General features: G+C 35.0%; 17 protein-coding genes. 10 read left to right on the top strand and 7 right to left on the bottom strand.

The annotated features are described in order from the left end of the window. Window positions 1-41: 41 nt before the first annotated feature. The 6 genes from porX (at window position 42) to GFO_RS08360 (ending at window position 4743) form a co-directional block, all read left to right on the top strand. Window positions 42-1592: a T9SS response regulator signal transducer PorX gene (porX, locus tag GFO_RS08340; protein ID WP_011709656.1), complete on the top strand. Its 1551-nt coding sequence runs from the start codon at window positions 42-44 to the stop codon at window positions 1590-1592. A 128-nt stretch (window positions 1593-1720) separates the two neighbouring features. Continuing rightward, window positions 1721-2125, top strand: coding sequence for a tRNA (adenosine(37)-N6)-threonylcarbamoyltransferase complex ATPase subunit type 1 TsaE (tsaE, locus tag GFO_RS08345; protein WP_011709657.1), 405 nt, complete (start codon window positions 1721-1723; stop codon window positions 2123-2125). Window positions 2126-2408: 283 nt separating this feature from the next. Continuing rightward, window positions 2409-2555 (top strand): hypothetical protein, encoded by a 147-nt coding sequence (locus GFO_RS17725; protein ID WP_158308621.1) that lies wholly within the window; start codon window positions 2409-2411, stop codon window positions 2553-2555. Window positions 2556-2832: 277 nt separating this feature from the next. Then, window positions 2833-3099, top strand: coding sequence for a hypothetical protein (locus GFO_RS17970; protein ID WP_229664765.1), 267 nt, complete (start codon window positions 2833-2835; stop codon window positions 3097-3099). 57 nt (window positions 3100-3156) lie between these two features. After that, window positions 3157-4359, top strand: a complete 1203-nt coding sequence (locus tag GFO_RS08355) for an alanine dehydrogenase (protein WP_011709659.1) — start codon at window positions 3157-3159, stop codon at window positions 4357-4359. A 3-nt stretch (window positions 4360-4362) separates the two neighbouring features. After that, window positions 4363-4743 (top strand): DUF4258 domain-containing protein, encoded by a 381-nt coding sequence (locus GFO_RS08360; protein WP_011709660.1) that lies wholly within the window; start codon window positions 4363-4365, stop codon window positions 4741-4743. Between the two features lie 38 nt (window positions 4744-4781). On the opposite strand, the gene bcp is transcribed toward GFO_RS08360, so the two are convergent. Then, window positions 4782-5237: a thioredoxin-dependent thiol peroxidase gene (gene bcp, locus GFO_RS08365; RefSeq protein ID WP_011709661.1), complete on the bottom strand. Its 456-nt coding sequence runs from the start codon at window positions 5235-5237 to the stop codon at window positions 4782-4784. A gap of 31 nt (window positions 5238-5268) precedes the next feature. On the opposite strand from bcp, the gene GFO_RS08370 reads away from it, so the two are divergent. Continuing rightward, window positions 5269-5925, top strand: a complete 657-nt coding sequence (locus GFO_RS08370) for an endonuclease III domain-containing protein (RefSeq protein WP_011709662.1) — start codon at window positions 5269-5271, stop codon at window positions 5923-5925. 39 nt (window positions 5926-5964) lie between these two features. On the opposite strand, the gene GFO_RS17815 is transcribed toward GFO_RS08370, so the two are convergent. Both GFO_RS17815 and GFO_RS08375 read right to left on the bottom strand, forming a co-directional pair. Then, complete coding sequence (locus GFO_RS17815) at window positions 5965-6117, bottom strand: hypothetical protein (protein ID WP_011709663.1); 153 nt, start codon at window positions 6115-6117, stop codon at window positions 5965-5967. Between the two features lie 61 nt (window positions 6118-6178). After that, window positions 6179-6763 (bottom strand): RNA polymerase sigma factor, encoded by a 585-nt coding sequence (locus tag GFO_RS08375; protein WP_011709664.1) that lies wholly within the window; start codon window positions 6761-6763, stop codon window positions 6179-6181. A 233-nt stretch (window positions 6764-6996) separates the two neighbouring features. Here GFO_RS08375 and uvrA point away from each other — a divergent pair, with 233 nt between their 5' ends. Next, window positions 6997-9786, top strand: coding sequence for an excinuclease ABC subunit UvrA (gene uvrA, locus GFO_RS08380; RefSeq protein WP_011709665.1), 2790 nt, complete (start codon window positions 6997-6999; stop codon window positions 9784-9786). A gap of 134 nt (window positions 9787-9920) precedes the next feature. Next, a complete protein-coding gene (locus GFO_RS08385) occupies window positions 9921-11216 on the top strand; it encodes a hypothetical protein (RefSeq protein WP_049792101.1) in 1296 nt (431 codons plus the stop codon). A gap of 80 nt (window positions 11217-11296) precedes the next feature. Here the strand turns inward: GFO_RS08385 and GFO_RS08390 are convergent, their stop codons facing one another. From GFO_RS08390 to GFO_RS08405, 4 genes are all read right to left on the bottom strand, one after another. Next, window positions 11297-12754 carry an oligosaccharide flippase family protein gene (locus GFO_RS08390; RefSeq protein ID WP_011709667.1) on the bottom strand — a complete coding sequence of 486 codons (1458 nt, stop codon included), beginning with the start codon at window positions 12752-12754 and terminating at the stop codon, window positions 11297-11299. Continuing rightward, the gene (locus tag GFO_RS08395) at window positions 12755-14038 is read right to left on the bottom strand and encodes a glycosyltransferase family 4 protein (RefSeq protein WP_011709668.1); all 1284 of its coding nucleotides are present in this window, start codon (window positions 14036-14038) and stop codon (window positions 12755-12757) included. It lies immediately after the preceding gene. A 19-nt stretch (window positions 14039-14057) separates the two neighbouring features. After that, window positions 14058-16472: a YfhO family protein gene (locus tag GFO_RS08400; RefSeq protein ID WP_011709669.1), complete on the bottom strand. Its 2415-nt coding sequence runs from the start codon at window positions 16470-16472 to the stop codon at window positions 14058-14060. Between the two features lie 76 nt (window positions 16473-16548). After that, window positions 16549-16830 carry a DUF4834 family protein gene (locus tag GFO_RS08405; RefSeq protein ID WP_041250062.1) on the bottom strand — a complete coding sequence of 94 codons (282 nt, stop codon included), beginning with the start codon at window positions 16828-16830 and terminating at the stop codon, window positions 16549-16551. A 106-nt stretch (window positions 16831-16936) separates the two neighbouring features. On the opposite strand from GFO_RS08405, the gene GFO_RS08410 reads away from it, so the two are divergent. Next, entirely contained in the window at window positions 16937-17917 is a 981-nt protein-coding gene (locus tag GFO_RS08410; RefSeq protein WP_041250313.1) for a transporter, read from the top strand. The last annotated feature ends 92 nt before the right edge of the window (window positions 17918-18009 follow it).

Here is an 18009-nt window from a genome sequence, read left to right on the forward strand (position 1 = left end):
TAGCATTTTGCTCATTCAAAATCAAAAAATAAATAAAGCATATGAGTAATATCAAAATATTGTGGGTAGATGATGAAATTGATTTATTGAAACCTCACATTATGTTTCTGGAATCACGTAATTACGAAGTTCAAACCTGTAAAAGTGGTACTGAAGCATTAGAAGAAATTGAAAATGAGAATTTTGATATTATATTTTTGGATGAGAACATGCCCGGTTTAACCGGACTGGAAACACTGGCTGAAATAAAGGAAAAAAGGGAAACAGTTCCTATTGTAATGATCACTAAGAGTGAAGAGGAATATATAATGGAAGAGGCCATTGGATCTAAAATAGCCGATTATCTCATAAAACCGGTGAATCCAAACCAGATTCTTCTAAGCATTAAAAAGAACCTGGATCATTCCAGATTAGTTTCAGAAAAGACCACCTCAAACTATCAGCAGGAATTTAGAAAGATTGCGATGGAAATGTCGCAGGTAAATTCTTATGAAGAATGGGCAGAACTTTATCAGAAACTGGTTTACTGGGAAATTCAATTAGAAGAGATTGAAGATTCGGGAATGTTTGAAATTCTGGAATCACAAAAACAGGAAGCGAATAATCAATTTTTTAAATTTATTTCTAAAAATTACCAAAGCTGGTTCGAGAAAAATGCAGAACCGCCGGTTATGTCGCATACCCTTTTCAAGAAAAAAGTTTTACCTGAACTTGAAAAAGACAAACCAACTTTGATGATCGTGGTAGATAACTTAAGGTACGATCAATGGAAATCATTAGAACCCATAATCAATCCTTATTATAAGAAAGAAAAGGAAAGTGCTTATTACAGCATTCTGCCAACCGCTACCCAATATGCACGTAATTCCATATTCTCCGGATTAATGCCTAGTGACATGGAAAAGCTTTTTCCTAAATACTGGAAAAATGACACAGAAGAAGGAGGAAAGAATCTTTATGAAGCTGAGTTTTTGAGAGAACAGTTAAAACGTCTGGGAAGCGATTTAAAATTTGAATACCATAAAATAACCAGTTTAAAAGGAGGAAAAAAACTGGTAGATAATTTTAAAACCCAGAAATCTAATGATCTTACTGTGGTTGTCTATAATTTCGTAGATATGCTTTCTCACTCTAAAACAGAAATGGAAGTTATAAAAGAACTGGCCTCAAACGATAAATCATATAGGAGTCTTACGCAAAGTTGGTTTAAGAATTCTCCGCTGTTAGAAATCATCCAGAAAGCTCAGCAATCAGGCTTTAAGCTGATCATAACTACAGACCACGGAACTATAAATGTAAAGAATCCTTCCAAGGTTATTGGAGACAAGAATACCAGTCTTAATTTAAGATATAAAACCGGTAAAAGCTTGACGTACGAAAACAAAGAGGTTCTCGCGATAGAAGACCCAAAATCGGTACACCTCCCAACTATAAATATGAGTAGTTCATACATATTTGCAAAAGAGGATCTATTTTTTGCTTATCCTAATAATTATAACCACTACGTAAGTTATTATAGAAATACATACCAACATGGAGGTATTTCACTTGAAGAAGTTGTAATCCCATTTGTAGTCTTAAATCCTAAATAATCGATAAAAAGCATATTTTATCGATTAAAAACACAAATTACATTCTTACCTCCCTGGTAATCAGACGAGTGTACGATATTATATATTTTTTATATATCTTTACAATCCCAAATCTGACATATTGAATTATGGAGTTAACCTATAAACTTCAAGAACTTGATGTAGCCGTAGATTACATACTTAGTAATACAAAGAGCAAGACCTTGCTTTTTTACGGTGACATGGGTGCAGGAAAAACTACGCTCATAAGAGAGCTGGTAAAAGCACTTGGCGTGCAAGACACAGCCTCAAGTCCTACGTTTTCATTAGTTAACCATTACGAGTCAGAAAAAGGGCCGGTATTTCATTTCGACTTTTACAGGATCGAAGATGATGTCGAAGCTTTAGATATTGGTTTAGAAGATTATCTGGATTCCGGAGAATGGAATTTAATAGAGTGGCCTGAAAAAATAGAAAAATTACTGGGTGATAACACCCAAAAATTGCTAATTCAGGTCGAATCTTCGAATACCCGAAAGTTAAAGTTTTGTTAACAAAAACAAAAAATATGAAAATAGCGGCGTAAAATAGTTTGTAAGAATTTTTTTACTTTTGCAGGTGTTTTATAAAGTGATTTAAAATGATTTAATTCATTGAACGATTTATAAATAAATTTAAACTAACATATTTTAAGTTTTTAAAGCGATTTTCAGAGCATTTTTTTGCTCTAAAAAAGGCGCAAAGGTACGACTAATGTTTTAGCTGACAGGTTTTTAAGTTGTTATATGTTTGTTCTAGAAAACAAAACGAATCAACAATCTTTTAAAACCTATAATTATGAAACTTAAAGCAGTACTTTTCGCAGCAGCAATATTTGGAGCTAGTTTTTTTGTAACTTCAACTTCAAACGACGATATTAATAAAGATGAAATTAAAGAGCAAGCTGTCCAAAGATCAAAGATCAAAATTCCTGCTGCTGGGTAGTATAATTGCTATACTAATAGCGTTTTCACCTTATATATTTTATTTATATGAAATTTTCCCAAGCGGTCCTGTTTGGGAAAATTCTTTTTTTGTTTATAAAAGTAAATACTACGAGGATGTAATGACGGCTGCCTGGACTTATACGGGCAAAATAACACCATTATTTCTTTTGTTAATCTGGTTTTTCACCTGTAAGCATTGGTGGTATCATGTCATCTTGATTCCGATTTCTATGTATACTTATCAGTTAGTCGTAATATTTTATCAAGACGTCTATATGAAGGTCGATTTTATGGATATAAATGGCCTCATCTACCTAGCTCCTTTTTTTATTATCATTCTTTCCATTGTCTATTTGATAAGGATTAAAATTTTTGACCGGCTATATGGTCTGGATCTTTCAGAATTAGAAGAAACAGAAATCGCTGTTTTCTCACCAGTTTCGGATAAGGACCGAAAAGAAATCAAAGATTTCCAGGGAGATGATTCAGAAAATTTTGAAGAGTCCAACGTGCTTATTGAAGACTATTACCGTAAACTATAATCCTATTTTCTTCTTTTTCTAAATTTAGTTGTAATTTAACTGCTTTAACTTATATATATGGGCAAACAGCAGGTATCACCCTTTACCAAGGAACAATTAATACCACAGGAAGAAACCCTTGAAATCTACAAGAAAAAAGGGCAGCTCTTTATTGGAATTCCTAAAGAAACAGCGTACCAGGAAAAACGTATTTGTATAAGCCCAGATGCGGTGGCCGCAATCACCGCTCACGGTCATAGAGTCATGATAGAATCTGGAGCCGGAAAATGGGCCCGGTTTAGTGATAAAGATTATTCTGAAGCTGGTGCCGAGATTACAAAAGATACTAAAAAAATCTTTTCATGCCCTACCATATTAAAAATCGAGCCTCCATCCATGGAGGAGCTTGAGTATATCAATCCTCAGACAATACTGATCTCTGCTTTACAGATCAAAACACAATGTAAAGAGTATTTTCAGAAGCTAGCAGAAAAAAGAATTACCGCACTTGGTTTTGAATTCATTAAAGATGATGATGGTAGCTACCCTATAGTACGTGCCTTAAGTGAGATCGCTGGCACAGCTTCTGTGCTTATTTCTTCAGAGATAATGAGTAATCATGCTAAAGGGAATGGATTAATGTTTGGAAACATTAGTGGTGTCCCGCCAGTAGAAGTGGTTATAATTGGTGCGGGAACCGTTGGAGAGTTTGCGACGAGATCGGCAATTGGTTTAGGTGCTAGCGTTAAAGTTTTTGATAGCTCTCTTACTAAACTCAGAAATATTCAGGCCAACCTGGGAAATACATTCTATACAAGTACAATTCAGCCTAAAAATCTATTAAAAGCACTAAAAAGAGCAGATGTTGTAATTGGTGCAGTTCGCGGTAAAGATAGATCTCCGATTCTAATCACTGAAGAAATGGTGAGAACCATGAAACGGGGCGCTGTAATTATAGATGTTAGTATTGATATGGGTGGTTGTGTTGAAACCAGTGAGATCACTTCTCATGACGAGCCTATTTTTACAAAGCATGACGTAATTCATTATTGCGTTCCAAATATTCCATCCAGATATGCACGAACCTCTTCACTCTCAATAAGTAACATTTTCACCCCTTATCTTTTACATATCGCTGAAGAAGGTGGTCTTGAAAATACCCTGAGATTTGATCGTGGTTTACGTAATGGTTTGTATTTTTACCACGGAATTTTAACCAGCAAATCAATAGCTGACTGGTTTAATCTTTCCTATCGTGATATAAATCTATTGATCTTTTAAAGTATGAAATTTGTCCATCGCCTGGCTTATTATGGATTAGGACTTTTTTTTGGAATCGTTATTTTAATTTTCTTCTTAGGAGGAAAAAAGACATCCTGTGATTACTCTCCAAATGCAAGAGTTCTTAAGAATATCCGAATTAAAAAGCGTCAATTTTCTGAAAATTCAATGAGGTTTTTTCAATCAAATAGTATAGATACTTCGGCAGTTTCAGAAATCTTATATGATGGCGATGTAGACTTTAATAAAAGTAATACAGATGCTAAGCCTTGTAGTATCTATATAGTCTCTGGATTATCTAAGGATACCAATATTGAGTTGGAAATTGAAAATTGTGATAGTACAGCGACTATAAAAAATGCTACTATAAAAAAAGACGAATAAAAATTCGCCTTCTTTTATTATAATTTTCCTGAAAAAGTTTAATTTTCTAAGATCTGTTCTGCATGAGCTTTGGTCTTTACTTTTTTAATTACCTCTTCGATCTTAGCCTCCTCATTAATAATAAAAGTTGTTCGGTGAATACCATCATATTCTTTTCCCATAAATTTTTTAGGTCCCCAAACACCGTAAGCGTTTATAACTTCCTTTTCTTCATCGGCTAAAAGCGGATATTTAAAATCATATTTATTTTTAAAATTTTGCTGCCTTTTTTTTGAATCGGCACTCACTCCCAAAATCTCATACCCCTTCTTTTTCATAGCATCATAATTGTCGCTAAGATTACATGCTTCAGCGGTACAACCAGGAGTACTGGCTTTTGGGTAGAAGAATAGAACTAGCTTCTTTCCTTTATAATCTGATAATTTGATCTCATTTCCGTCCTGATCTTCAGCTTTAAAATCGGGAGCCTTATCCCCTTCTTTCAATGTTGTCATAATTATTACTTTTGCCCTAAATTAAAACTTTATGACCAAACAGGAAAAGGTACAGTTCGTTATTGATACGTTAAATGATATTTACCCGGAAATTCCAGTTCCTCTTGATCATAAAGATCCTTACACATTATTAATAGCTGTACTCCTTTCAGCTCAAAGCACCGATGTAAAAGTTAACCAGATCACTCCTATACTATTTCAAATTGCAGATAATCCATATAAAATGGTGAAGTTAACAGTAGAAGAGATTAGGGAAATCATAAGACCTGTTGGTCTTTCCCCTATGAAATCTAAAGGAATTCATGGGCTGTCAGAAATTTTGATTGAAAAATATAACGGCGAGGTTCCTGTTAGTTTTGATGCCTTAGAAGAATTGCCTGCTGTAGGACATAAAACTGCCAGTGTTGTAATGGCACAGGCATTTAATATTCCAGCGTTTCCGGTAGACACCCATATTCACAGATTGATGTATCGCTGGAATTTGAGTAACGGCAAAAACGTTAAGCAAACAGAAAAAGATGCTAAGAGATTGTTTCCAAAGGACCTTTGGAATAAACTTCATCTTCAAATCATTTGGTACGGAAGGCAGTATTCGCCTGCAAGAGGCTGGGATCTAGAAAAAGATTTGATCACCAATACTATTGGCAGAAAATCTGTTATAAATGATTATCGAGCTAAAAAGAAATAAAAAAGACCTGCAGGCTAATATTACAGGTCTTTTTTAAAATTAATTCAGAAGCGCCTCAAATTTCATCTTCTTATACTCAATTACACTAAGTGCTTTAGAATAATTCAAAAGAAACTCAATTGTCTCTTTTTTTGGTTGTAGATGATTAATTTTTTCTTCTTTCGAAGATTTTTTAAAGTAAAGTTTCCCCATTTGTTATTATTTTATGATGGTTTTATAGAATAACGATACAAACGAGGGGATATTGTTTTTTCTAATTAGTTAAAATTAAATTTCTCTTCTCTATAATTTTACGCAGATTTATTAAGGCATACCGCATTCTCCCTAAAGCCGTATTAATACTAACTCCGGTTCGTTCTGAGATTTCCTTAAAACTCATGTCTTTATAAATTCTCATGGTAAGCACCTCTAATTGATCTTCTGGTAATTCCTTTATTAATTCCTGAACATCAGATTCTATCTGGTCTTTGATCAATTGCTTTTCAGCATTAAGATTTCCATCGCTCAAAACTGAAAAAATATTGAAGTCGCCACTATTATCAAATTTTGGCATTCTCTTATTCCTTCTAAAATGATCTATGACAAGATTATGGGCAATACGCATTACCCAGGGAAGAAACTTCCCTTCTTCATTGTATTTTCCTCTCTTTAAAGTTCTAATTACTTTAATAAAAGTATCCTGAAAAATATCTTCAGTAATATCCCTATTATAGACTTTTGAATAAATAAAACTGTAAATACGATGTTGGTGACGATTGATGAGGGCGCCAAGTGCGTTTTCATTTCCATCAAGATAATCACGGACGAGCGAAGCGTCAGTTACCTTAGTGTTATTCATAACAGTTACTTTAATGTACAGGAATTAAAGATTCCTGCGGGTTAGGTTATTTAGTTTTAAAAAAGTAACTGTGTTTAATAGGCAACTATAATTTTAGGTTATGGCTCAAATATAGCAAGATAAAATTGAGAAATGCAAACAAAAGCTTAATATTTTAACAATACTATAGGTTTTAGGAAGCTTTCTTTCCCGCTTCATATTGAGTAACTTTGCCGTTCTATCAGAAATAAAGCATGACAGCAGATATATCTAAAGTAGATCCGAAGCAAAATATTATCATTAAAGGTGCAAAGCTGCACAACCTCAAAAATATCAATGCCGTTATTCCACGGAATAAACTTGTTGTTATTACCGGTCTTTCTGGTTCTGGTAAGTCAAGTTTGGCTTTTGACACCTTGTATGCGGAAGGTCAGCGCCGTTATGTAGAAAGTTTGAGTTCTTATGCAAGACAGTTTCTTGGAAGACTTAATAAGCCTAAAGTTGATTATATAAAGGGTATCGCTCCTGCTATCGCTATAGAACAAAAGGTGAACTCTACCAACCCCAGGTCTACGGTGGGTACTTCTACTGAAATTTACGATTATTTAAAACTACTATTCGCTCGAATTGGAAGAACCTACTCCCCTGTTTCCGGAAATGAGGTAAAAAAAGATACGGTTACAGACGTTATAAATTACGTAAAAGATTTTCCTGAAAGGGAAAAACTTTTACTTCTTGCACCTATTCATGTTGAAGAAGGACGTTCTCTTGAGAAAAAAATTAATGTGCTTGCACAGCAAGGATATAGCAGAATCAAAATAGATGACAACGTTGTTAGAATTGACGAAACCGACCTTAGCAAAGCTAAAGATGATAATACCTGGCTTGTTATAGACCGAATTATCACCAAAGATGAAGAGGACTTTTATAATAGACTGGCAGATGCAGTGGATGCCGCTTTTTTTGAAGGAAAGGGAGAATTATTTATAGAAAAACTTTCAGATAATACTTCCAGACATTTCAGTAATAAATTTGAACTGGACGGTATAAGTTTTCTGGAGCCAAACGTCCATTTATTCAGTTTTAATAATCCTTATGGAGCCTGCCCAAAATGTGAAGGCTATGGAGATGTTATAGGTATTGATGAGGAACTTGTAATTCCAAACACCGGACTTTCTGTCTATGAAAATGCAATTTTTCCATGGCGAGGTGACAGCATGAGCTGGTACAGAGATCAATTGGTGAATAACTCCCATAAATTTGATTTCCCCATTCATAAACCATATTTCGAACTTACTGCTGAACAAAAAGACTTGGTTTGGAATGGAAATAAATATTTTGAAGGAATAAATCAATTCTTTCAATTTCTTGAGAGCAAAGCTTATAAAATTCAAAATAGAGTAATGCTTTCCCGTTACCGGGGAAAAACAAAATGTGCTGCCTGTAAAGGGAAACGGCTTAGACCGGAAGCTCAATATGTGAAGATAAGTGACCACAGCATTACCGATCTTGTTGAAAAACCTTTGGATAAAGTGAGAGCTTTCTTCAATGAATTGGAATTAAACGAGTATGACCAACAGATTGCTAAACGGCTACTTACAGAGATAAAAAATAGGCTTCAATTTCTTTCTAACGTAGGTCTTGATTACCTTACGCTAAATAGAAAATCCAATACGCTTTCAGGTGGAGAATCTCAAAGAATAAATCTCGCCACTTCCCTGGGAAGTAGTTTGGTTGGATCTATGTATATTTTAGATGAACCCTCTATTGGTCTGCATCCAAAAGATACTGAAAAGCTTATTGAAGTTCTAAAACATCTTCGGGATCTTGGAAATACCGTGATCGTAGTAGAACATGATGAAGAGATCATGAATGCAGCCGATGAAATTATTGACATTGGTCCTGAAGCCGGTACTAACGGCGGATATGTGGTCGCTACCGGAACCATGAAAGACATTTTAAAATCTGATTCTCTAACTGCCAGTTATCTTAACGGAAAAATGGAAATTGAAGTTCCGGAGAAAAGAAGAACTTCTAAAAATAAGATAAAAGTATTAGGTGCCCGAGAGAACAATCTAAAAAATATAGACGTAGAATTTCAATTGGGAGTTTTTACGGCTATTACGGGAGTTTCAGGAAGTGGAAAAAGTACTTTGGTTAAAAAAATACTATATCCTGCTGTTCAAAAAGAAATAGGAGGTTATGGAGAAAAGGCAGGACAATTTAGTGGTGTGGAAGGTGACTTTAAAAATCTTGGCACCGTTGAATTCGTAGATCAAAATCCAATTGGAAGGTCTTCCAGGTCTAATCCCGTAACTTATATAAAGGCTTATGATGATATTAGAAATCTCTTCGCTAATCAGCGTTTATCCAAACTAAGAGGCTTTAAAGCGAAACACTTTTCTTTCAATGTGGATGGTGGTAGATGTGAAACCTGTAAAGGAGAAGGTGAAGTTACTATTGAAATGCAGTTTATGGCTGATGTGCACCTGGAATGCGAAACCTGTAACGGAAAACGCTTTAAAAAAGAAGTGCTTGAAGTAACATTCCACGATAAGAATATCGATGATATTCTAAATATGACCATCGATGATGCGACACAATTTTTTGAAGATCATGATCAAAGTAAAATCGTTAAGAAATTAAAACCTCTTAAAGATGTGGGATTAGGCTATGTACAATTAGGGCAAAGCTCCTCTACCCTATCTGGTGGGGAGGCGCAGCGGATTAAATTGGCTTCTTTCCTGGTGAAGGGCAACACCAAAACCAAGGCGCTATTTATTTTTGATGAACCAACCACAGGATTGCATTTCCATGATATTAAGAAACTTCTTAAATCTTTTAACGCTCTTATTTCTAAAGGTCACTCTGTAATCGTAATCGAACATAATATGGATCTGGTTAAATGTGCAGATTATGTGATAGATCTTGGTCCTGAAGGTGGCGAAAATGGAGGTTATCTTGTTGGCCAGGGCACACCCGAAGAATTAGCCAAAATTAAAAAATCATACACTTCTAAATATCTAAAAGAAAAACTTTCCTGAATTTAAATATTTAAATATCAATATTTTACTATCAAAATTGACTGGTAGTTAGTTACTGAATTCACTGGCACCAGATTTTGGCACGTGCTTTGTATTTGTTAAGGAAAATGTTCTTAATTAAATACACCACTACCATGAGAAACCTGACCCTTATTTTCGCATTCTTATTTATTGGATGGTCAGTATCCGCATCTGAAAATTCGAAACCAGCCACCAAATATATTAATTATAGCGATTCATTTATTTTTGTTGAAGGAGGCGTAGAATTTTCGGTTTATCCAAATGGTGAATTTGATTTCTATTTTAATCCAGATTTCAGAAGAGGGAATTCTGTGCATGTTTCATCTCCAAATGTAAATATCAGCTATAATTCAGGATATAATTATGAGCCCTATATACAGTACGATGATTATGGAGCTGTGATTCAAATTGAAAATGTTCCTATATATTATGATTATTACGGACGAGTTATTCAGGCAGGGGACATATTTTTAAGTTATAATAATTTTGGCCGTCTTGGTAGAGTGGGTAATCTATATGTTCATTATAACCGTCACCATCATATAACTCATTATACCGGCTTTATAAATTCTTATAACAGACAGTATGTTTATAGATCATGGCATGATTACTATCGCCGCCCTAGTGTGAATGTTAGTGTTGTATTTGGAAGACCATATAGAGCGTATTATGAACCACAAAGAGTATCTTATAATAAGTACGTAACAGTTTATAATAACTATTATATAAATAAAGAAAGAAAAAGGAATTTTTACAGACCTTCTCAAAAGGTACGATCTTATAATTACGGAAGAAGAACTGCCTCAAAACGTGCTATAGCAAATACGAGGGCTCGATCTAACAATAGAAATGCTACTTCAAGACAAAATGTAGCCAGAAGCAAGTCTTATTCTAATACCAACAGGTCTCAGAGAATTAGCCCTGATAGAACGGACAGAACGAGAAACACAGGTTACTCTTCGAACAAACAATCTCGCTCTTATAGTAATAGGAATGAAAGAAGTACTAATTCCGGAGGAAGATCTTCCAGTATTGAAAACGCTCAACAAAAAAGACAAATTTCAACAAATGAAAGATCGGTTAGAAATCCTCAGCAAAGAGCCTCTACCAGAGTTGGAAACAGAAGTTCTAAAAGAGTAGAGAGACCTACTTCAAATACAAGGGAAAGATCTGTTCAAACAAAAGATAATTCCAAAGTTAAAAGATCGGCTCCGGTTACCAGAAGTAGAACTATAGAAAAAAATAATAGAAATTATGAAAGGAAACCTACAGTACAGCGTCAAACAAGAAAATCTAGTTCTTCTGCCAGAACAAGGTCTTCATCAGGAACAACAAGGTCACAATCAGTCAGATCAAAAAATTCCTCTGGATCGAGAAGTTCGGCACGAAATGTGAATAATAGAATATAAATGACAAGTTCATAATTTAATTTTTTGGTTGGTTAGTTGGAAAACCCTTGAAGCTCCCAAGCTGATGGGGTTTTCTCGTTTTATGACCTTTTTATAAATCTATCTATTAGTTGATTTATATCTTCTGAAAACCGGAAAAAATAAATTATCCCTAGATAAAATCCACCGGCTAGAACAGCTTTCAATCCAATAGTTAGAATTGGGTGAAAGGAAAAATTCAGAAAATAGAAACTTACACTAAACAGGACTGTTAGAAGTAACGCTAAGCCGGTTTTAGAAGTAAAAGGATGAATTTTAAACTTATTATATACAATAAACATTTTGGATGTATTATAGAGCACAAAAGCTATAAAACTGGCAATAGCAGCTCCCTCAATTCCAAATTCTGGAATAAGAAGAATATTCAGTATAAATGCTACCAATACAAGGATTACCCCCACTGCAAGCACGATACGATAATAATCTGAATTAAATACGATGCTGTTATTATTCCCCAAAATATTATCATAGAGCTTCACCAGAGAAATTAATAGCACTACCAGAATACCAATATCATACTCTTCAGGGATCAATTGGTATAACGAATTAATATTGGTAATAATCCAGATAAAAATAAGTCCGCTCACGATCAAAAGATTCAGAGAACTCTTTTCATAAAGGTCCTTTAAACCTACCTTATCCTTTTTATTCAGCATTTCGGCAGTTAGTGGATGCGTTATCTGGTGCATAGCCTTTTGAGGGACAGATATCACTGTTGCTATATAGACTGCTATCCCATAAATAGCAACATTTTCTATAGGCAAATAATACTCTATCATCACCTTGTCCAGATCCAGTAATACAGTAGCTACGGAAGCTGCCAAAAGTATCAATGCCGAATATTTTAAAACAGGTGAAAGGTTTTCTGGAAATTTAAAGCTGAATTTTGGTCTATGCAATGAGAAAGCATACATCGCCATCAATATTGTTCTAATCACGAATACGGCGGAGATTCCATAAATAAACAGCTCAATACTTATCCATTTAAAATAGACCGCGAATAATAAAACGCTAATACAGAATCTATGAAAAACCTCTTTCATAAGATTCCCAAAGGTGCTTTTATAGTATATTTTTGACCATGAGAAAAACACCTCGAAATAAGAAGTAGCAAGGGCAATTAAAAAGATTAGCCAGATGTATGGTTGTACCAGATCATTCTCTCCATTGAAATATTCCAGAAGATAATCATAAAAGATCAACCCAATAGAGCCAATAATTAAACCAGCAATTGCTGGAAGTATTAGAACCAGATTTAATAACCGGTCCTGGTCTCCCCTGGTCTTATACGAGCTAAAGAACTTTATTAAAGTACTGTGAACACCAAATACCAAAAATGGCCAGATGAGATTGGCTGCTGATAGTAGAAAACTTACCAGTCCATAATATTCTTTCTCAAGAAAATAGGTGAAAAGAAATAGTGTATTAACCGCCCCTATCCCGAACCCGATATACGTGGTTACCATATTTTTGAAGGACTGGTTAATTATGATTCCCATTTAAAGTTGTTTTATCAAATTAGCCAAATCACCAGTTCTTGACTTACGATGATATTTTTCAATATTATGGGATTTACTAATTATGCCATCATCCATAAATTGCTGAAACAAAAATTCTATATGGTTTTTTATTCCAGAAGCATCAGAATAAGAAAAAACCTTTCCTGCTTCAGTTTCTGAAATTATTTTTTCTGCATCCCATTTCTCAGGACCAATAGCCAGAATTGGTTTTTTTGATGCCATGTATTCAAAAAGTTTTCCAGGTATAATCCCTCTGGTTTCTTCAGAATCTATCTCAATAAGCAAAAGTACCGAAGCTTGCCTTTGCATCTCTATAGCCCTGGAATGACTAACGTAACCTTCATTCTCGAGGTAATTGTTTAGTTTATACTTTTTAATACTATCTAAGACTTCCTGGCTAACTTTTCCGGCAAGTCTTAATTTAAAAATGCTTCTAAAATTCTCATTACTTTCAGCTAAATTCCTAAGTGATATCCAGAGATTTTCCGGGTTTCTTCCAGATAATAAAGAGCCAATATGAGCGATCTCAAACCTATCTTGTGGTGACTCACTCTCATTAATTTCCGTATCAAAACCATTGGTTATTAGGCTTACAGGTTTAGATGTTTTCGAGGTAAATTCATTCCTGGTGGTAAAACTAGTTGTGATTATATGATCTGCAGCATTTAACACCTGTTTTTCAAGGGCTTTATGTTTTTTTACTGAACTCTTGTTCAGTTTTAGTTTATCATGATACCCTATCTGCGTCCAGGGATCCCGGAAATCTGCAATCCATTTTATATTTAAAACTTCCTTAAGCTTTAAACCAGTAAGATGTAAACTATGAGGAGGTCCTGTAGTGATAATCGCATGATAATTACCTTCCTCTATTTCATTCTTTAGAAACCTAACAGATGGCTTGACCCAAAATTTCCGAGCATCCGGAATAAAATAATTCCCCCGGATATAAAGCATCGCTTTTTGTAAAGCCGATTGATTTTCTTCTTTCTGAATGATCCCTGAACTAATTGTTTCAGTATCTTTTTTAGAAAAGATTCCTGCAATTGCGTAAGGCTCGAAGATTTTATTCTTAATTACTCTTATTCCCTCTGGAATCTCTTTCTCAAAACTTTCATCTGTAATTGGGTAACTTGGGTTTTCAGGAACATAAATCACAGGTTCAATTTCAAAATCCCTTAAATACTTAACAAATTTAAGCCAACGTTGAACACCAGGCCCACCGGCCGGCGGCCAATAATATGTTATAATTAGAACTTTCTTCATTCAGTATCAAATGATAAGATCACTTTCGTTTTTTCAACTCATAACCTATTCCACCAACGACAACCAGTCCTATAAGTATGGAACTTATTAAAGAAATGGTACTCCCAGTAGTAACTACTTCCGGCTCAAATTTAAAAACGACCTCATGTTCACCTGCAGGAATATTCATTCCCCTTAGCACATAATTCACTTGTACATGAGGAGTGGGTTTTCCATCAATATAAGCCTTCCATCCCGGTTGGTAATAATTTTCAGAAAAAACCGCAAATTGATTAGAATCTGCTGAAAATTCATATTTCAATTCATTTGGCTTATAATTGATTAATTCAATATTTGCTTCCGAATCAAAATTAAAATCATTCTGAACTTCATCTTTGAATTTAAAATTGATTATAGCCGTAGATTTTAGATCTGCATCTTCCAGACTCAATATTTCCTGATCCTGGCTTTCCACCCATGTTACATCATTCACTAACCAGGAATTTCCAAAAGCGTCCGGATTTTGCTGAGCCTGGTTACCTTCTTCAGTTGGAACGATAAAATATTTCACATTCAACATGCTCAATATCTTCATATTATTCTTTGAAATATAGAAATCAAACAGATCCTGAATTCTTCCAGGTTTAGCCGCGTGATACCCTCCTAAGGCGTTGTGATAGTAAGAGGTTCTCCCAGTATTAAAAGGATCTCCTGAGACATCAAATACTTTATAGTGAGTTTGATCTTCCAGAATTGCATCATCTGCCGCCATCTTTTGAAAAGGTTGTTCCATTTCCCTCGCCTGTACAAAATCATCTTCATCTACATAGCGCTTATCAACTCCTATAAGATCTACTAAGATTAGAATAGCCAAGCCTCCAATAAGCATATTCCTATTCACCTTAGCTTTTAAAAAGGCCCAAATAAGTCCGGCAGCGATAAGGACAAAAATCAGGGAACGAATCACATCATTATTGAAAATAGATTTTCGATCTTCTTCCAAAGCATTCATAAAGTCCATCCCAAACTGCTTGCTATACATAGCATCATTTGCCCCGGCAAAATCAAAAAGTACAGATTTAAATAACAGGAATATTAATAGTAGACCACCTGTTATAATTGAGGACCATTTTAATGCGTATAGTTTCTCATCTTTTTTAACCTCGTTCAGAAATAATCTGTAAAGTCCCATTATTGCAAGTAAAGGTAGACAAAGCTCAAGGATGACCTGAATGGAGGTGATTGCCCTAAATTTGTCATATAATGGTACAAACTCAATAAAGAATTTAGTAAGAAACTCGAAGTTTTTTCCCCAGCTAAGCAACAATGCTAAAATACTTCCTCCAACGATCCACCATTTTAAGCGTCCGCGAATCAAAAAAAGTGCGAAGACAAATAGAAAGATCACTGTTGCACCAATATAGGCCGGAGCACCAACATAAGGCTGATTCCCCCAATAAGTGGGAGCATTTTCGGCAAAACCTGCAGCCTGAGATGGGGAAGCGCCAATTTCTCTTAAAGATTTATAGATATTTGAGTCTTTACCTATATCTTCAGAACTTCCACCTCCCATAAACCTGGGCACCATGAGATTGAAACTCTCTACAATTCCATAGCTATAAGAAGTAATATATTCAAAGCCTAAACCAGATTTTTTCTTAGGACCTCCGTTAGGCTGAATACTTAACTCTGATTCTCCCCTGGTACTAAACTGGGTATACTCACTAGTGGCCAATAGATTGGTGGCATTTGCGGCGATCGCCAGAACTACGGCAACCACCATAACTCCAATAGATTTAAAATACTGAGGAATTAGTTGTTTTTGATAAGCATCTACCAAATATGCAATACCTAATATAATTACCAGGAGTAAAAGATAATAGGTCATTTGAAAGTGATTCGCCTGAATTTCCAGCGCTATAGCTACAGTGAGCAGTAAAAAGCTCCAAATATTCCTATGCCGGAAAATGGCAATTATTCCGGCAAGAACCATCGGCATATAAGCGATTGCATGGGCTTTTGAATTATGCCCTATTCCAAGGATTATAATGAGATAGGTTGAAAAACCAAAAGCAATAGAACCTAAAAATGCCAGTTTGTAGTCAACCTTCATGCAAAGCAAAAGAATATAAAAACCTATAAAATAGAGAAATAGGTAATCTGCAGGTCTGGGCAGAAACCTTAAAACACTATCAAGTTTTTTTATATAATTATGAGGGTAATGAGCTCCCAACTGATAGGTGGGCATTCCTCCAAAAGCCGCATCGGTCCAATATGGTTCTTCACCGGTTTCAGCTCGAAAATCTTTTTGTTCTTGTGCCATCCCGATGTATTGCACAATATCGCTCTGGAAAATTTCTTTACCCTGAAGAACAGGGTGGAAATAAAATAATGATAATATAATAAAGCCTGCAAAAACTAACAGGTGAGGTAAGAATCGCTTCAGTTTAGCCATTAATCGGACTTTTGATTTTAATCACAATTTTGTGCAACGCAAAGCCAGAACCGGTAGGCTTTGCTAAAATCCGAAATTAATCAATTTCTTCGTAATCGATATATTCACCAACATTTTTATTAGAGCCCTTGCCGGCTTTTGGTTTTTTATCTATACTCGTTTTCCCTTTTTTCTCCTGAGATGGTTGTGCACCCCCAAATTGCTGATTGAACTGCTTTTCAAATTTACGCCCCATCTTTTTCATAAAATATTTCAGAATAAGCGAGCCGAAAAATTTGAATAATATTTTTAAACCAAAGTATACTAACAAAACGATGAGTACCGTTTTTAATACTCCAGATAATGATGCTTCCAACATTTTTAATCTTTTGACAAAAATAAAAATAAGCCTCCAGAAACAGAGACGCTTCGGTTATAAAATTATAATAAATCTTATATCTTTGAAAGAATCAACCCGAATAACTATGCGTAAATCAGCCATATTTAGCTTTTTACTAATTATAGCAACTACCAGTCTTCACGCCCAATATACTGAAACTATTAATTCTAATAGACCCGGACAATCTCAGGGTGCTTTCAGCGTAGGTACTAATGTACTACAATTTGAGACTGGGCCTTACTTTGGAAATGATGATCATACCGGTCTGGGAACAGACACCGATATTTGGGGTATTGATTATCAATTACGCTACGGTCTTCTTTTTGAAAGACTGGAATTGAATATTTCAGGATCATTCGAAAATCAAGATATCACCAGAAACTTTCTTGGAACTACCGGAGAAGCTACTCTTCGAAATTTCAAATCGAATACAATAGGTGCAAAATATCTGATTTTTGATCCTTATGTGAGTCTGGGAGAGGATAAACCTAATCTTTATAGCTGGAAAGCCAATCAGCAATTCAAATGGAAAACACTTATTCCGGCAGTTTCGATTTATGCCGGCGCCAACTTTTCATTTGGGGATAATCCATATTTATATCCCGGAGAAGGAAAATTCAGCCCAAAAGCAGCAATTATCACTCAGAATAACTGGGGACGATGGGTCTTAGTCTTGAATCTAATCGCCGATAAACTAACAGAAGATTTTAGAAGTTATGCCGGTATCGCTACAGTAACCCATACAGTAACCCCAAATTTTGCTCTCTTTGGTGAATACCAGGGGATAAAAAGCGATATTTATGCAGATGATATTGCTCGTGCAGGAGCTGCTTATTTAGTTGGTGAAAATCTTCAATTTGACGTTTCTGGACTTATAAATTTCAAAGATACACCTTCAAGGTGGCAGGTTGCCGGAGGAATTTCATATAGATTAGATTTACACAAGGTTGATGAATTCCTGGAAGAATCTAACGAAGGAAATAAAAGAAGACAGAGAAGTAAGAAAAGGTTAGATGATACTACTGGTGAAGATGAAAATGGTGATGGGAATGAGCCAAGTAATTAAATAGAAAAGAAGCTGTTTAAAAAGTTTGATCCAAAGTTATTACGAACGAAGTGAAGTGATCTATTACTTGATTGCTAGCAATTTGCAGATTG

Source organism: Christiangramia forsetii KT0803, assembly GCF_000060345.1.
GTDB classification, from domain to species: domain Bacteria; phylum Bacteroidota; class Bacteroidia; order Flavobacteriales; family Flavobacteriaceae; genus Christiangramia; species Christiangramia forsetii.

Bases quoted from the DNA above. Each gene is read 5' to 3' on its own strand.
- porX (WP_011709656.1), top strand. From the start codon at position 42: ATGAGTAATATCAAAATATTGTGGGTAGATGATGAAATTGATTTATTG.
- tsaE (WP_011709657.1), top strand. From the start codon at position 1,721: ATGGAGTTAACCTATAAACTTCAAGAACTTGATGTAGCCGTAGATTAC.
- GFO_RS17725 (WP_158308621.1), top strand. From the start codon at position 2,409: ATGAAACTTAAAGCAGTACTTTTCGCAGCAGCAATATTTGGAGCTAGT.
- GFO_RS17970 (WP_229664765.1), top strand. From the start codon at position 2,833: ATGAAGGTCGATTTTATGGATATAAATGGCCTCATCTACCTAGCTCCT.
- GFO_RS08355 (WP_011709659.1), top strand. From the start codon at position 3,157: ATGGGCAAACAGCAGGTATCACCCTTTACCAAGGAACAATTAATACCA.
- GFO_RS08360 (WP_011709660.1), top strand. From the start codon at position 4,363: ATGAAATTTGTCCATCGCCTGGCTTATTATGGATTAGGACTTTTTTTT.
- bcp (WP_011709661.1), bottom strand. From the start codon at position 5,237: ATGACAACATTGAAAGAAGGGGATAAGGCTCCCGATTTTAAAGCTGAA.
- GFO_RS08370 (WP_011709662.1), top strand. From the start codon at position 5,269: ATGACCAAACAGGAAAAGGTACAGTTCGTTATTGATACGTTAAATGAT.
- GFO_RS17815 (WP_011709663.1), bottom strand. From the start codon at position 6,117: ATGGGGAAACTTTACTTTAAAAAATCTTCGAAAGAAGAAAAAATTAAT.
- GFO_RS08375 (WP_011709664.1), bottom strand. From the start codon at position 6,763: ATGAATAACACTAAGGTAACTGACGCTTCGCTCGTCCGTGATTATCTT.
- uvrA (WP_011709665.1), top strand. From the start codon at position 6,997: ATGACAGCAGATATATCTAAAGTAGATCCGAAGCAAAATATTATCATT.
- GFO_RS08385 (WP_049792101.1), top strand. From the start codon at position 9,921: ATGAGAAACCTGACCCTTATTTTCGCATTCTTATTTATTGGATGGTCA.
- GFO_RS08390 (WP_011709667.1), bottom strand. From the start codon at position 12,754: ATGGGAATCATAATTAACCAGTCCTTCAAAAATATGGTAACCACGTAT.
- GFO_RS08395 (WP_011709668.1), bottom strand. From the start codon at position 14,038: ATGAAGAAAGTTCTAATTATAACATATTATTGGCCGCCGGCCGGTGGG.
- GFO_RS08400 (WP_011709669.1), bottom strand. From the start codon at position 16,472: ATGGCTAAACTGAAGCGATTCTTACCTCACCTGTTAGTTTTTGCAGGC.
- GFO_RS08405 (WP_041250062.1), bottom strand. From the start codon at position 16,830: ATGTTGGAAGCATCATTATCTGGAGTATTAAAAACGGTACTCATCGTT.
- GFO_RS08410 (WP_041250313.1), top strand. From the start codon at position 16,937: ATGCGTAAATCAGCCATATTTAGCTTTTTACTAATTATAGCAACTACC.